The sequence below is a fragment of the Lacinutrix sp. genome, from assembly GCF_029238095.1.
In the GTDB taxonomy this organism is placed as follows: domain Bacteria; phylum Bacteroidota; class Bacteroidia; order Flavobacteriales; family Flavobacteriaceae; genus Lacinutrix.
In genome coordinates this window covers 20405-36018 of sequence record NZ_JAQWGS010000027.1, presented here as the reverse complement: position 1 = coordinate 36018, position 15614 = coordinate 20405, and the positions used below count along the sequence as shown (strand labels likewise).

15 protein-coding genes are annotated in these 15614 nt (G+C 31.3%); 8 read left to right on the top strand and 7 right to left on the bottom strand.

Going from position 1 to position 15614, the window contains the following annotated elements; translation table 11 throughout:
- Nucleotides 1-9 precede the first annotated feature (9 nt).
- Nucleotides 10-1005 carry a GTPase ObgE gene (gene obgE / locus P8H50_RS09660; protein WP_300208346.1) on the top strand — a complete coding sequence of 332 codons (996 nt, stop codon included), beginning with the start codon at nt 10-12 and terminating at the stop codon, nt 1003-1005.
- Nucleotides 1006-1119: 114 nt separating this feature from the next.
- Here the strand turns inward: obgE and P8H50_RS09655 are convergent, their stop codons facing one another.
- Together P8H50_RS09655 and P8H50_RS09650 are read right to left on the bottom strand one after the other, a co-directional pair.
- Nucleotides 1120-1569 carry a hypothetical protein gene (locus P8H50_RS09655; protein ID WP_300208345.1) on the bottom strand — a complete coding sequence of 150 codons (450 nt, stop codon included), beginning with the start codon at nt 1567-1569 and terminating at the stop codon, nt 1120-1122.
- Between the two features lie 290 nt (nt 1570-1859).
- Entirely contained in the window at nt 1860-2984 is a 1125-nt protein-coding gene (locus P8H50_RS09650) for a hypothetical protein (RefSeq protein WP_300208344.1), read from the bottom strand.
- A 241-nt stretch (nt 2985-3225) separates the two neighbouring features.
- On the opposite strand from P8H50_RS09650, the gene P8H50_RS09645 reads away from it, so the two are divergent.
- Nucleotides 3226-4176: a tetratricopeptide repeat protein gene (locus P8H50_RS09645; protein WP_300208343.1), complete on the top strand. Its 951-nt coding sequence runs from the start codon at nt 3226-3228 to the stop codon at nt 4174-4176.
- 72 nt (nt 4177-4248) lie between these two features.
- Complete coding sequence (locus P8H50_RS09640; protein ID WP_300208342.1) at nt 4249-5604, top strand: Mur ligase domain-containing protein; 1356 nt, start codon at nt 4249-4251, stop codon at nt 5602-5604.
- A 280-nt stretch (nt 5605-5884) separates the two neighbouring features.
- Here the strand turns inward: P8H50_RS09640 and P8H50_RS09635 are convergent, their stop codons facing one another.
- The gene (locus P8H50_RS09635; protein WP_300208341.1) at nt 5885-6478 is read right to left on the bottom strand and encodes an FMN-binding negative transcriptional regulator; all 594 of its coding nucleotides are present in this window, start codon (nt 6476-6478) and stop codon (nt 5885-5887) included.
- Between the two features lie 57 nt (nt 6479-6535).
- Between P8H50_RS09635 and radC the strand changes: the two genes are divergently transcribed.
- The 4 genes from radC (at nt 6536) to P8H50_RS09615 (ending at nt 10160) form a co-directional block, all read left to right on the top strand.
- Nucleotides 6536-7237: a DNA repair protein RadC gene (radC, locus tag P8H50_RS09630; protein WP_300208340.1), complete on the top strand. Its 702-nt coding sequence runs from the start codon at nt 6536-6538 to the stop codon at nt 7235-7237.
- 97 nt (nt 7238-7334) lie between these two features.
- Entirely contained in the window at nt 7335-8636 is a 1302-nt protein-coding gene (locus tag P8H50_RS09625) for a polysaccharide deacetylase family protein (protein WP_300208339.1), read from the top strand.
- Nucleotides 8626-9312: a YjjG family noncanonical pyrimidine nucleotidase gene (locus P8H50_RS09620; RefSeq protein ID WP_300208338.1), complete on the top strand. Its 687-nt coding sequence runs from the start codon at nt 8626-8628 to the stop codon at nt 9310-9312. Before P8H50_RS09625 ends, P8H50_RS09620 begins: the two co-directional genes overlap by 11 nt.
- A gap of 8 nt (nt 9313-9320) precedes the next feature.
- Nucleotides 9321-10160 carry a hypothetical protein gene (locus P8H50_RS09615; protein ID WP_300208337.1) on the top strand — a complete coding sequence of 280 codons (840 nt, stop codon included), beginning with the start codon at nt 9321-9323 and terminating at the stop codon, nt 10158-10160.
- Here the strand turns inward: P8H50_RS09615 and P8H50_RS09610 are convergent.
- Nucleotides 10157-11434 carry a replication-associated recombination protein A gene (locus P8H50_RS09610; RefSeq protein ID WP_300208336.1) on the bottom strand — a complete coding sequence of 426 codons (1278 nt, stop codon included), beginning with the start codon at nt 11432-11434 and terminating at the stop codon, nt 10157-10159. The two genes, P8H50_RS09615 and P8H50_RS09610, sit on opposite strands and share 4 nt — an antisense overlap.
- Nucleotides 11435-11549: 115 nt before the next feature.
- Between P8H50_RS09610 and P8H50_RS09605 the strand changes: the two genes are divergently transcribed.
- Nucleotides 11550-12302 carry a rhomboid family intramembrane serine protease gene (locus P8H50_RS09605; RefSeq protein WP_300208334.1) on the top strand — a complete coding sequence of 251 codons (753 nt, stop codon included), beginning with the start codon at nt 11550-11552 and terminating at the stop codon, nt 12300-12302.
- 37 nt (nt 12303-12339) lie between these two features.
- Here P8H50_RS09605 and rlmB read toward each other — a convergent pair whose 3' ends face one another.
- The 3 genes from rlmB to P8H50_RS09590 all read right to left on the bottom strand — a co-directional run bounded on the left by rlmB (nt 12340) and on the right by P8H50_RS09590 (nt 15601).
- On the bottom strand, nt 12340-13074 hold the full coding sequence (rlmB, locus tag P8H50_RS09600) for a 23S rRNA (guanosine(2251)-2'-O)-methyltransferase RlmB (RefSeq protein WP_300208331.1): 735 nt from the start codon (nt 13072-13074) through the stop codon (nt 12340-12342).
- A 65-nt stretch (nt 13075-13139) separates the two neighbouring features.
- Complete coding sequence (locus tag P8H50_RS09595) at nt 13140-14768, bottom strand: aryl-sulfate sulfotransferase (RefSeq protein WP_300208329.1); 1629 nt, start codon at nt 14766-14768, stop codon at nt 13140-13142.
- Between the two features lie 71 nt (nt 14769-14839).
- Entirely contained in the window at nt 14840-15601 is a 762-nt protein-coding gene (locus P8H50_RS09590; protein WP_300208326.1) for a hypothetical protein, read from the bottom strand.
- Nucleotides 15602-15614: the final 13 nt, after the last annotated feature.

Here is a 15614-nt window from a genome sequence, read left to right as displayed (position 1 = left end):
CTTAGAAAAATGACAGAAGGAAATTTTGTTGATTACGTAAAAATGCACGTTAGCTCTGGAAAAGGAGGTCAAGGTTCTACACATTTACATCGCGAGAAATATCTTGCAAAAGGTGGACCAGATGGTGGTGATGGTGGACGAGGAGGACACGTGATTTTAAGAGGAAACTCTAATCTTTGGACATTAATACACTTAAAATACAAAAGACACATTCGTGCTGGACATGGAGGTAGTGGAAGTAGTGGTAGAAGTACAGGAGCAGATGGTGAAGACATGTATGTAGAGGTGCCTTTAGGAACTGTAGTTAAAGATACAGAAACCGACGAGACGCTTTTTGAGATTACCGAAGAAGGAGAAGAGAGAATTGTAGCGCAAGGCGGAAAAGGAGGTCGTGGAAACTGGCATTTTAAAAGTTCTACAAACCAAACACCACGTTATGCACAGCCTGGAATTCCAATGGAAGAAAAGGACATTACTCTAGAACTTAAATTATTAGCAGATGTTGGATTGGTTGGGTTTCCAAATGCAGGAAAATCTACATTGCTATCTGTTGTTACTTCAGCAAAACCAAAAATTGCAGATTACGAGTTTACTACACTAAAACCAAATTTAGGAATTGTAAAGCATCGTGAATTCCAGAGTTTTGTAATGGCAGATATTCCTGGAATTATAGAAGGTGCTGCAGAAGGTAAAGGTTTAGGATATTATTTTTTACGTCATATAGAACGTAACTCTATTTTATTATTTTTAATTCCTGCAGATGCTCCAGATATTAAAAAACAGTACGATATATTATTAGACGAACTACGTCGTTATAATCCAGAAATGCTAGATAAAGATAGATTTGTAGCCATCTCTAAATGCGATATGTTAGATGATGAGTTACAAGCTGAGCTTAAAGTAGAATTGGATAACGAATTACCAATACCTTATTTATTTATTTCAAGTGTTGCCCAACAAGGACTAGTAGAACTTAAAGATTTGCTTTGGGAAGCTTTAAATTAAAATTCTATTTTTTTTAAAATTTTGAGAATATCGTTTTGGAACGTCTACTTCAATACCTTATATTTTGTAATTTAATGTATTGATTTACAAATAGAATACTTAAAAGTGATAAGATTATTTTTTAAGCTTCAGTAAAACTGAATGAATGGTTTTAAAATCTTCCGTACCTACAAAAAACGTTTTATTGTTAGATTTTATTTTAATAGCATTTCCAATACTTACATTATATAACCAGCCATGAGGTGTTAATCTAATACCAATTCCATAAAGAGCAGGTACTTTAATGCTTTCTATAGAATCATAATTAATATCTTTAATTTTTAGTGAACGTTTAAGTAAACCTATGCCAAATTTAGCTTCTATTTTTTCATGATCTATTGTAATAGTCAATTTGTAAAATGTTAAGGCAACTAAAAGTAAGAGTAATACAATAGAGGCTAAATAAAACCATGATATTGGGTTGTCTCCAGATTGTAGAATAAAAGGTGTTAGAATAGAAATTACCACAACAGTTAATATTATTATAACTAGTTTTCCGTATTGTGTTTTTTTATAAAGTAACATATTCTAAATCGTTTTTTTAATTAAAAATAAATACAATATGTTAAAGATATTAAAATCTAAAATAATCACGAACAGTTATTTTAATATTCTAAATAATTATATTTTCATTATTTTTAGGTTTAATAAATATTAAACTTTACATGAAAATTGAAAACTTAGCACCTCAATGGTCAAAATTTCAAAAAATAGGTTTTAGATTTCTTTTTATCTATTTCATACTATTTATATGTTTTCAAAATAATGGAGCATTTCCATATTGGTATGTAATTTTTAAATATCCATTTGAAGCATTAAATGCGTTTATTCCTTGGTTGTGTTCTAATGTTTTTGGTATCGCAGAAGAAGTGACCTATAAGTATACTGGATTTTGAAATAGCTGCATCGCAAATAGCAATCGCTTTTTTAATTTTCCAACGTACTTCTGCATTGGTTTCAGCTTTGTAAGAAATACCTTGAGTCTTTAAAATTGAAGCTAATTTAAAAGCATATAAAGTAGAGACTTCGTGTTTATTATGTTTTTCTATTTCAGCTTCAAGTGCAGCAATGTAAACCGAATCTTTAGCTTTAAATGTAGCATGTTGTTTTACAAAATCTAAGCGTTCTTTATTAGCGTCTGCCAGTGCGTAAGGCGCTTTGTCTTTTAAATGGAATTTAATTAAATCTTGATATAATTTTATAGCATTTAACTCTAGAGATAACGTGTCTTTAGATTTTATTTTTAACCTAGCATATTCATTAGCAGGCGAGAGGTAAGCAGCATCATCGATACTAAACTTATAAGCAGGTCTTGTGATTTTACTTTCTTGATGTTTATAGAATATAAGCGCATTGTGTGCTAAAAAATCGAAAAGTGTTGGTCTATAAATTCTAGAATCTTTTTGTTTATCTATAACAACATCAAAATTTTCTAAACTGGTTTGCTGTAAAATCAATCCGTTGTCTAGAGAATTTTTATAATGCGTGTGTACTTCTTCAAATAAGGTTTCTAAATCCCAAGTTCTAAAATCTACCGTGTCTACTTTCTCGTTAGTTTTTGTACGATTATAAAATTTCCATCGGTTTTGCTGAAAATATTGCCAATATAAAGTGGCTAGAATGTTTTCTAACACGTTTTTAGTTGGTGCTTGGCTTACTTTAATTTCTGCTCTAAACGCATTTATAATATTAAGCTGCGCATCCTCTTCTAGAGTAAGCATAAACTTACTTTTAAAGAGCATTATTTTAATAAGCTGTGGTGCATTATTTTCGGCTTTTGCAATAGTCTCTATTTTCTCTAAAACTTTTAAAGCAGATTTTGGTAGACCTTCAACTTCAAAATTTTCAACGTCACTCCATAATTTGGAATAGTTGTTGTTTTGAGAAAGCGAAGTGTTGGCAAAGAGAATAATCATTAATATAGTCGCTAATTTGTTCATTGTAATCAATTTTTTGAAGCAATTTAATAGCAAAGTATGTTCAACAAAACACTAAATACGTAATGTAGTCGTTTCAATGAGTAAACTAAGCAGTTTTAAAAGTAACCTTTTATTTTAGTTTCCTTTTTTTAAAGTAATAACATTTTAAAGATACGCTAACTTAAATGTTAGCGGAACATTTTTTGATACAAAATCAAAAACAATACAAATAGATTATTATTTTTGTATTAACTTATAAATTATGAAAAAAATCGTATTAGGTTTAGTGTTTTTTCCGCTCTTTTTGATTGGGCAAACAAGCCTTACTGAAGCACAAAAATTAATTGAAAGTAAGCAATTTTATAAAGCAGAAAAAGTGCTTATTCCTTTTGTAAATAATAATCCTGATAATATTCAAGCAACTGAATTACTTGGTGATGCTTTTGGATATCAAAAAAAATGGGACGAAGCCATAACACAATACAAGCTGTTAGTTGAAGCCAAACCTACTGAAGCTAATTTTCATTACAAATATGGAGGTGCTTTAGGAATGAAAGCATTAAATGTGACTAAAATTAGAGCGATAGGGATTATTGGTGATGTAAAAGAAGCCTTTTTAAAAGCTGCACAACTCGACCCAAACCACGTAGATACACGTTGGGCTTTGGTAGAATTATATATGCAACTACCAGGTATTATTGGTGGCAGTAAAAGTAAAAGTTTTAAATATGCTAACGAGCTTGAAAAATTGTCTAAAGTAGATGGTTATTTGGCAAAAGGTTATATTTACGAATACGATAAAGAACCTGAATTAGCCGAAAAATTCTACAAGCTAGCCATTAAGGAAGGAGGCTCCATAACCTGTTACGATAAGTTGACTAAATTCTACGAGAAAGAAGGAAAATCTATAAAAGCAATTTCTAATCTTGAAGCAGCACATGTAAAACATAAACGTAATGCCATGCACTACCAAATAGGAAAAGTGTGTGCAGATTACAATGTACAACTAGAAAAAGGTGAGTTTTGTTTAAAAGTTTATATCGATAATTATAGCTCACAAGATGGTGTTCCAAAAGCTTGGGCTTATTATAGATTAGCACAAATTTATAAGCATAAAAAAGATAAAGATGAAGCGTTAATTTGGATTGATAAAGCGATTACTGATTTGCCAGAAATTGATGTTTTTAAGGAATTTAAAGAAACGTTACATTGATTGTTTTTCTCTGGGAATATTCCTAAAATTCGTACCAAAAAACTATCTTTGAATCATCTTCAACATTAAAACATGAATGTACATTTTATAGCGATTGGTGGTAGTGCCATGCACAACCTTGCCTTAGCTTTACACAATAAAGGTTACCAAGTTACAGGAAGCGACGATACAGTTTTCGAGCCTTCAAAATCAAGATTAGAAGCAAAAGGATTATTACCAAAAGCTTTTGGTTGGTTTCCAGAGAAAATAACATCTAGTTTAGATGCTATTGTTTTAGGTATGCATGCAAAAGCAGATAATCCAGAATTGTTAAAAGCCCAAGAATTAGGCTTAAAAATTTACAGCTATCCAGAGTTTTTATACGAACAATCTAAACATAAAACGAGAGTGGTTATTGGTGGAAGCCATGGAAAAACAACCATTACGTCTATGATTTTACACGTGATGCATTATCACAATCGCGATGTCGATTATATGGTTGGTGCACAATTAGAAGGTTTTGATGTTATGGTAAAACTTACGGAAGAGAACGACTTTATTGTGCTTGAAGGCGATGAGTATTTAAGTTCACCAATAGACAGACGACCAAAATTTCACCTTTATAAACCAAATATTGCCCTATTAAGTGGCATTGCTTGGGATCATATTAATGTGTTTCCTACTTACGAAAACTATGTAGAGCAGTTTAGTATTTTTGTAGACTCTGTTGTACAAGGTGGAAGCATTAATTATAACGAAGAAGATGATGAGGTAAAACGCGTAGTGGAAGCCAGCGAAAACCCAATAAGAAAATTAGCATACCAAACTCCAGACTATACAGTTGAAGATGGAGAAACACTTTTAGAAACACCAGAAGGACCTTTGCCAATTGAAGTTTTTGGGAAACACAATTTAAATAATTTGGCTGGCGCAAAATGGATTTGCCAACACATGGGAATTGATGAAGACGATTTTTACGAGGCCATTTCAACTTTTAAAGGTGCAAGTAAACGTTTAGAAAAAATAGCCGAAAGCAAAACTAGTGTCGCTTACAAAGATTTTGCACATTCACCAAGTAAGGTTGAAGCTACTACAAATGCTGTAAAAGAACAATACCAAAATAGAACTTTAGTTGCTTGTTTAGAACTACATACTTACAGTAGTTTAAATGCTGAGTTTTTAAAGGAATATAAAGGCGCACTAGATGCAGCAGACGTTGCAGTGGTTTTTTATTCTCCTCATGCTGTAGAAATTAAAAAATTGGAAGCAGTAACACACGAGCAAATTGCTAATGCTTTCCAGAGAGACGATTTAATTATTTATACCAATCCTGAAGCATTTAAAGACTTTTTATTCTCTCAGAATTTTGATGATAAAGCTTTGTTGTTGATGAGTTCTGGAAATTATGGAGGTTTGGATTTTGAGGCTTTGAAGAAGTTGGTTGGTTAAGGTTTATCTATAAATTAATTAATGCTGAATAATCAAAGAAATCCTTTTTTAGTATAATTTCATCTGTTATTGGAATGGCAATACGTTTTGGATTCTTCTATATTATTTATAAGATAACAGGAGAGAAGCCTAAAAAAACTAAATATTTTTCTGAAGGTTTTAATCAAATACTTTACAACCTGATTTTAACATTTATTGTGGTTTTTGCTCTAATAATTGTAGTAATATTTTATTCATTGAGACTAAGTTCTTAATCTTTTTTAGAAAATCAAACTAAGTTTTAGCTAAAAACACCATCCAAAAATGCCTTAACATTTTCTTGGTTAGCACGAACCAATTCGGCTCTCGCATTTTCTATGTCTTTTGGGTGTTTGTCTTGCGAGAGTTTAAATTTACCTTCCCAAGTATCAATAGTAATTTCAAAAAGTTTTATATAGTTGAGGTTAGCATCTAATCTAGGATTATTAGCCTCTAAAGTGTATTTGTGGTCTGGTGCTTCTAAAAATTCGGTCATACTTATTAGCGATGCCTTTAAAGCTTCTGTACTTTCTATTGCATTCACTTTTCCTTTTAAATGCACGCGAATATAGTTCCAGGTTGGTAACTGTGTAGTTGTGTAAATACTTGGCGAAATATAACATTGTGGGCCATAAAATAGAATAGTTATGTTGTTATTGTCTTTTAGTAATTGGGTTTGTGGATTGTAGATGTCTATGTGTCCAACAAGCTTATCATCTTTAAAAATTAAAGGTAAATGTGTAATTAAAGGCTCATTATTTTTAACCGATATTATAGTTGCTAAAGGATAGGTTTTAATCACTTCTATTATGTGATTTCTATCGTTATCTTGATGGTGTTTTGGTGGATATTTCAAAAGCAATTACTAATTTAGATTAACGATTTATAAATTTACAATTTTTATATTTACTAGATGACAGAAAAAGGCGCTTCATTTTCAATAAAAAACTGGTCGCAACACGACCAGCCAAGAGAGAAACTAAGAGATAAAGGCAAAGCCGCTTTAAGCGATGCTGAGCTTGTAGCTATTTTAATAGGTTCTGGAACTAAGGCAGAAAGTGCAGTAGCGTTATCTAAGCGTATTTTAGCGAGTACAGATAATAACTTAAGCGAATTAGGAAAACTATCTATTAAACAACTTACAGCATTTAAAGGGATTGGTGAAGCCAAAGCCATATCTATTATTGCAGCATTAGAGTTAGGAAGACGAAGAAGAGGAGCTGATGCTTTAGAACGCAAAAAAATTACATCAAACGTTTCGGTTTTTGAGTTGATGCAACCTGTAATTGGAGACTTAGCACATGAAGAATTTTGGATTGTTTATTTAAATAATTCTAATAAGGTTATCCAGAAAAATCAGCTCAGCAAAGGAGGTATTACTGGTACTTTAGTAGATGTGCGTTTGGCTCTAAAAACAGCATTAGAAGTTAGTGCAACAGCTATTATTCTAGTTTATAACCATCCTTCTGGAACTTTAAAACCAAGTCAAGCCGATAAAGATTTAACAACAAAATTAAAAACTGCAGGACAGAGTTTAGACATTAAAGTCCTTGATCATTTAATAATTACAGAAAACGCATACTTTAGTTTTGCAGACGAAAACTTAATTACTTAAATTCTAAGTCAGAAACACTTTTACTAGATGTGTGATTTGAAATAACATATTGTACTTGGAATTTGGTATTTTAGCGATTGGAATTTGCCAAAGCTATATGTTATTAGTATACACTCATAAAATTACACCAAGATTACGCTACACTTTTAAACAAATCTGTACGCGAATTTTAGGAGTGCCTGTAAGTTTTACTACTACTATAGAAGATTTTATAGCGCACGACAATTTAAAAATGTCTTACACAAGGCAGCCATTAGGTAAAGAGTTTTTTATTCGCTCTAATGAGTTGCTTTTTGAACAAGGATTAAACGATGTCGAAATAAAGGTTAGCGATTGGGAAGACACAAAATGCTTTTTCCCAAATGGAGAACAAAGTGCTTTACCATTCGATATTTTTGCAGCTTCTTTTTATTTGCTGAGTCGTTATGAAGAATATATGCCACATGTAAAAGACGAGTTTGGACGTTTTACTGCCAAAGAAAGTCTAGCTTTTAATAATGGTTTTTTAAGACAACCAGTGGTAGATATTTGGGCTTTAAAATTTAGAAAAACTTTGGAAGTACAATTTCCAGACTTTACATTTCCAGAGCGACAGTATAAAATTACACCAGTTATAGATATTCCAAAAGCCTACAGTTATAAATTAAAAGGCATCATGCGAAGTGTTGGTGGTACGTTTAACGATTTGTTTCGTTTTAAACTAAAAAACATTTACACTCGATATTCTGTGTTATTTGGGTTTAGAAACGATCCTTACGATACATTTAAATATATTATTAATAAACAGAAACAAGTAAAAGATAAATTTATATTCTTTTTTTTAATTGGCGATTTTTCTACTTACGATAAAAATATAAACGCACAAAAAAGTAAGTTTATTTCTCTAATAAAAGAAGTAGGAGACTATTCTAAAATTGGACTTAAAGCTTCCTATTTTGCGCTTACAGATAGTGCAATTCTTAAAACCGAAAAACTAAGAATGGAATCTATTATTAATCAAGATTTATATGCGTCCAGAAATTCCTATTCTAAATTAAATTTACCAGAATCTTACAGAAACCTTGTAGAGTTAGAAATACCTGAAGATTTTACTATGGGTTATATAAACCAAATTGGTTTTAGAGCTGGAACCTGTACACCTTTTTTCTTTTACGACTTAGATTACGAAATCCAAACACCGTTACGCATTAATACTTACCATGTTTTAGATTATGCTTTACTAAAATACCAGTCGACTTTAGATAAAAAAATGCATTTAAATCAAATTATTAATGCTGTAAAAAAGGTGAATGGTGAGTTTGTTCCTGTGTTCCATAATTATACCTTTGGCACAACAGAAACATGGAAAGATTATAAAGAACTTTTCAATATTATATTAGATTCTACAGATGAAGCATAAAATAACAGATATCTTTTTCGATTTGGACCACACGCTTTGGGATTTCGATAAAAATTCTGAACTAACCTTCGGAATAATTTTTAAAAAGAATACTATTGATGTAGACTTGAAACGTTTTTCTGAAATTTATCAACCTATAAATTTAAAATATTGGAAACTCTATCGAGAAGAGAAAGTAACTAAAAGTAATTTGCGTTATGGCAGACTTAAAGAGGCTTTTGATGCTTTAGATATTGTAGTTGAAGACCAAGTAATACATCAATTAGCAATAGATTATATCGATTATTTAACAACCTATAATCATGTTTTTGATGGTACTATTGAAATTTTAGACTATTTAAAACCAAAATATAAATTGCATATTATTACCAATGGTTTTATTGAAGTACAGCAAACAAAATTAGAAAAATCTAATATTTCGCACTACTTTGAAACCGTAACAAGCTCTGAAGCTGTAGGAGTTAAAAAACCAAATGCAAAAGTGTTTCATCATGCATTATCGCTTGCAAACATTAAAAAAGAAAATGGTATAATGATTGGTGATAATTACGAAGCAGATATACTTGGAGCTTTAAACATTGGCTTAGATGCTATTTGTTATAATTACCATAATGTAACACTAGAAAAGGATATTAAAGAAGTTAAGCATTTACTAGATTTAAAAGAATTCTTATAACAATTATTATGAAAAAAACAGTTTTAATTTTACTCACGTTTTTTGCTTTTATAGCAACTTTTGCTCAACAAAGCCTTAACGATTATAAATATATTATCGTTCCAGAAAAGTTCGAATTTTTAAAAGAAGCAGATCAATATAGATTAAATTCATTAACTAAATATTTATTCGAAAAATACAATTTTGAGCCTATAATGGCAGATGATGTTGTTTTGCCAAGTGATTATGCTAAAAACAATTGTTTGGCTTTAAAAGCCGATGTATTAAAAGAGTCTAACTTTTTTAAAACCAAGCTTTTGGTACAATTAAAAAATTGTAAAAATGAAGTGATTTTTACAAGTGTTCAAGGAGAATCTAGAGATAAGAATTTAAAAGTAGCTTATAACGAAGCTTTAAGGCAAGCATTTACAAGTTTTGAATCTGAAAATTACAATTATAATGCTAAAAATGAAATGACTTTAAATCAAGAAATTGCAGTAGTCGAGGAGAAGCAAGAAGAAATAGATAAACTTAAAGCAGAAGTAAAGCAACTTAAAGAAGCTACAAAGGATGAGAATGTAGTTGTTGAAGAAGTTAAAGAGCAACAAATAAAAAAAGAAGAATCTTCAAAAAATACAGCTGATTCTACTTATCGTCTTCGTGCTGAAGCCATACCAGATAGTGCCTTTGCTTATAATTTAATAAATAGTAATGGTAATAAAGTTTATAGTATTTTATTTTCTGGAAAAACTGATTTATATATTGTGAAAGATAGAGATGCAATAATTTATAAATTAAATAATAATTGGGTTATTGCTGAAGCTAATGGAAACGATTTAAAAGTTATAGCATTAGAAATTAAATTCTAATAACCATACTTTTCTTTCCAACTCGCTTTTAAAAAGTCGCGTTGTGCATTTTCTCTGGCATTATTTCCAGGATCGTAAAGCTTGGTGTCTACAATTTCTTTAGGTAAAAATTCTTGTAACACAAAATTGTTGTTGTAATTATGCGAATACTTATAGTTTTCTCCATAACCAATCTCTTTCATAAGCTTTGTTGGTGCATTTCGCATCGCTAAAGGCACAGATAAATCACCTGTTTGTTTTACCAGTTGCTGTGCATTGCCAATAGCCATATAAGCAGCATTACTTTTTGGCGAACAGGCCAAGTATGTAGCACATTGGCTTAAGATAATTCGAGACTCTGGATAGCCTATGGTTGAAACAGCTTGAAAGGTTGTGTTTGCTAGTACTAGAGCTGTTGGATTAGCATTGCCAATATCTTCGCTTGCAAGAATTAGAAGGCGTCTTGCAATAAATTTTACATCTTCTCCACCTTCTACCATTCGTGCTAAATAATACACTGCAGCATTTGGGTCGCTTCCTCGAATAGATTTAATAAAAGCAGAAACTATATCGTAATGTTGCTCACCAGTCTTATCGTAGCGTACAGTATTATTTTGCACTTTTTCTAAAACCATGTCATTTGTAATTGTAATAGTATTTGAAGCCTCAGAATTTACAATCAACTCAAAAATATTAAGTAATTTTCTTGCATCACCTCCAGAAAGTCTTAATAGCGCACTGGTTTCTTTAAGTGTTATCTTTTTTTTAGATATTTCCTCATCAGTTTCAATAGCACGCTTTAAAAGCACCTCTAAATCCTTTTTTTCAAACGGATTTAAAATATAAACCTGACAGCGTGACAATAATGCAGGAATAACCTCGAAACTTGGGTTTTCGGTTGTAGCGCCAATTAAAGTCACCCAACCTTTTTCTACAGCTTGTAAAAGGGAATCTTGTTGAGATTTACTAAACCTATGGATTTCATCTATAAATAGAATAGGATTTTTAGTGGTAAACAACCCACCACTTTGTTTTGCTTTTTCTATAACTTCGCGTACATCTTTTACTCCAGAGCTAATAGCGCTTAAAGTATAAAAAGGTCTTCCAGAGGTTTCAGCAATAATATTGGCAAGTGTTGTTTTTCCAATTCCTGGAGGTCCCCAAAAAATCATAGAAGCAATCATGCCTTGATTAATTTGTTTTGTTAGCGTGCCTTGTTCACCAACCAAATGTGCTTGGCTAACATAATCTGCTAATGTTTTAGGTCTTAATCTTTCGGCTAAAGGAATATTCATGAGGTAAAATTAAACATTTTTTTGTGTAATTATCGAGACTTTTATCAATTCTTAGGTAACTGACATTGTATCACTTTTCAATTTATGGTTTACAAATTGCTATATTTATTAAAGTATGAATAAACAAGAGCAACCTTTTACATTTTCAATAGACACATTACTGTATCCATTGCTATTCGTGTTATTAATTTGGCTCGTGTTTGCTATTGAAATTAGATTTGGTTATCGTTTCAATAAGTATGGTGTGTATCCTCAAACAATAAAAGGTTTAAGAGGTGTTTTGTTTAGTCCACTAATTCATTCAGGTATTAAACATTTATATTCCAATACTATTCCTTTATTTGTATTGTCTTCAGCATTATTTTATTTCTATAGACCAATTGCCTTTAAAGTTGTTATATATGGTATTTTACTTTCTGGATTAATAACATGGTTAATAGGAAGACCATCTTATCATATTGGTGCTAGCGGACTTATTTATGTGCTTTTTAGTTTCAATTTTTTTATTGGTTTATTTTCTAAAAACTATCGTTTAACAGCTTTGTCCTTTGTTGTTGTATTTCTATATGGAAGTCTGTTTATGTATGCATTTCCTATAGACGAACAAATTTCTTGGGAAGGCCATACTGCAGGTTTAATAACAGGATTAGTTTTTGCAATACTATTTAGAAAGACTATTGCAAAGCCAAAAAAGTATGTTTGGGAAGATCCAAATTATAATGAAGAAGAAGATGAATTTTTAAAGTATTTTGATGAAAACGGAAACTTTATCGAGTTACCACATGTCAATGAATGGTTCACTGAAACTGACGAAATTTCAAAGGAAATTTCGGAAATTAATTATATATTTAAAGAACACAAAGAGTAGTATAAAAAACTAATTATTGTTTTTTAATTAGAAACTTTTAAAGTCGCTGTCTTAAAGCTTCATATAAAAAAGCACCACAGGCTACAGATACATTAAGAGATTCTATATCACCTAGCAAAGGTAACTTAGCTTTGGTATCTACCAATTTTAATACAGACGGATTAATACCACGTCCTTCACTTCCCATAATAATAGCACAAGGTCCTGCAAAAGATACATCAAAAACAGTATTTTCTGTTTTTTCAGTTGCTGCTATAACTTTTATACCGCTTGCTTGCATGTGAAACATAGCGTCTTTTATATGGTCAACTTTACAAATAGGTACTTTAAAAACAGCTCCAGCACTTGTTTTAATAGTATCTCCATTAACAGGAGCTCCACCTTTTTTCTGTATAATAATACCATGAACACCAGTACATTCTGCAGTTCTAATTATTGCACCAAAATTTCTAACATCACTAAGTTGATCTAATAAAAGGAATAGTGGAGTAGCACCACTTTCAATTGTCTTTGTAACCAATTCATCTAGATCGTAAAAAGAAATAGGAGAAATTTGTGCAACAACACCTTGATGGTTATTTTTTGTTAAGCGGTTTAATTTTTCTACTGGGACATAAGAAGAGTTTATGCCTTTTTGTCTTAAAAGCGCTTCGAGTTCATTAAATAACTCGCCTTTAAGTCCTTTTTGCAAAAAAACCTTATCTATTGTTTCGTTTGCATTTATAGCTTCTATAACTGCTCTTAAACCAAATATTTGTGTGCTATCTTTCATTTGTGTAAAGGTATAAAAAAAGAGCTTGAAACAACTCAAGCTCTTTTTTTAAATGAATTAAAAGGTTATTGTTTTAAAATCTTTTTTGTTATCGAACCTTCTTCAGAATTTACTCTTATCAAGTAAAACCCAGAAGCCATATTACCAAACTTTATTGTTTTTGTATCTGTTACTTTACTTAAAAGCTGACCAAATATTGTGTAGACTTCTATGCTACTTATAGATTTAGTGTATTCAATAGTTAAATAATCCACAACAGGATTAGGAAAAAGTTTAATAGAATTTTCATCTAAAACGTTTTCTGTAACGTTTAACAAATTACAATTACTTATGTCAGGATTTGTTTCAATAGGATCTCCTGGTGTAAGATTTTTACCTGTAAAAGCAGGATAATCAAATGAAAACTTATGCGCTCTAAAGACTAAGTTAAAAGATGCAGTATCTCCTTGGTTAATAATACCATTAGTAGCATCCGGATTTACGTATTCCCATACTATATTTTCTGCTGGGTCAATCTCAAAGAAATATCCAGAATCTCCATCACAAATTAAAGTATTGCCATTTGGTAAACGCTCTCCACTTGATAGAATTGCTGTAAAAAAATCAGTATTTGTTGGAGTAGTATAAATCCACTCTGCATTTGTAGGACCATAACCGTTAACATTGTCGTAAGTATAATTTCCAGGTGTAGTAACCATTGGATCTATAATATCTATTGATGAATATGCTCTTGCTCCTCCATTATTAAATATCATAATTTTACCAGCATCAGTCAATCCATCTGCTATCCAATGTGGATAATGTTGCCCAAATAAAGTTTGATTAGAAGAGGTGCCTTTATCATAAGCTGCTTTATTTCCCCAACGGTATAAAAAATCACCGCCTTTTCCATAGGTTCCACCAGTACTGGTAGCTGCTTCAGCAGTAGTTGTAGAATGATCAATAATATATATCTCACTCATAATTCTAGAACTTAATACAAGTTGATCTAAAGCGGGATTGTATTGTAATGAATTGCAATGTAACCAGTTAGCGGTCGCATTAGTTGCGTTAATGTAGTTAAAGTCCAATCGATTAGGATTATCTGCTACAACACCAAAGTTATCTTTTGTAGCATCAAAATCTTGAACCAAGTGATCTTTTATATTCCATTCCCAAACCACATTAGCTTGATTGGTTCCAAAAGGTTGAATTTCTAAAATTTGTTCATTAAATACTTCACCTTGAGTTAAATTTGCTGGATTTCTACCAGCCTGTAATGCTTCTGCTTCTGTCATTACAGTTGCTACAATCATTAATATATTTCCGTTAGGTAGTGGATAGATATCATGATGTTGTGTATATGTTGAATCTGTATATGTATATTCCCATATAAGATTATTATCCCAATCAAAAAGTTCAATCTTTCCGCCAACACCACCAAATTGAAAATTATTGTTAGCTATTTTACCAGTTCTGAGTAAATTACCATTTTCTAATAAGTAAACTGAGGCACCTGGAGTGTAAGTACTTGTCCATTGGTGTACGACTTGTCCACAATTATTTAATAAATAAGTTTCTGTAGAATTTATAGGAGATAACAAGGTATAAGCATCATACGATCCCAAATCGTTTCTTAATGTTCCAACTGTATTTTGACCAAGCATTAAAGTTGTCGTTAGAAAACAACACAAGAATAAAATTAATGTTCTCATTTTTTTTTTATTACAAAAATAAAAAAAACCACCTCGCAAGAGATGGTTTTAGTTAATTATTTTAAATAATCTTAGTTACATGCAACACCAGTACCACTTGTAATTACACCAACAGCAGGATAGTAAGCATCTGCAAATACATTACCATTACCATCTGTAATAGTATATTCTATTTCACCATCCCAATCTCCACTTACAAATTCGAAAGAGTAAGTAGAACCTACTGGTACACCTACAACAAATGTTGCAGCATCAGCATCTACTGTATAGCTTGTTGTAACACCATCAACAGTTACGTCGATTGATGCACCATTCCAACCATCACCATAAGTATCTACACCTTCAATTGTCCAAGTAGGAGTATTAAGAATATCTAAATCTATCATGTATCCATCACTACTTGGAGTTAATGCAGTTCTTACACCAGCAGCTGAAACTCTTAATTGTATACTTTCGTTTGCTTCACAAGAAGAATCAAGAAGTGCAGAAACAGGAATCTCAAAGTTAGTTACATAAGGAGGAACCGTAATTTCGAATCCATCTTGATAGATTCCAGTATCAGCATCCATGTACTGATCACCAGCTTCAATATCATCTTGTTCAACATTACCACTCATCAATTCAATTTTAAATTGAGAAGCTTTGTTAATCGCACGATTTAAAGTAAAAGGAATAACAGCACTTTCACCTTCATTTAGTGTTAACGAGGTAACTGTAGTTGTTGCAATAGCTTTGTTATCGTTAGTACCAAACGTTTCATCATCGTTTACACACGATACTGAAGCCGAAGCAACAAACAATAAAGCTAATAATTTAATATATGTATTTTTCATAATTTATTGTGTA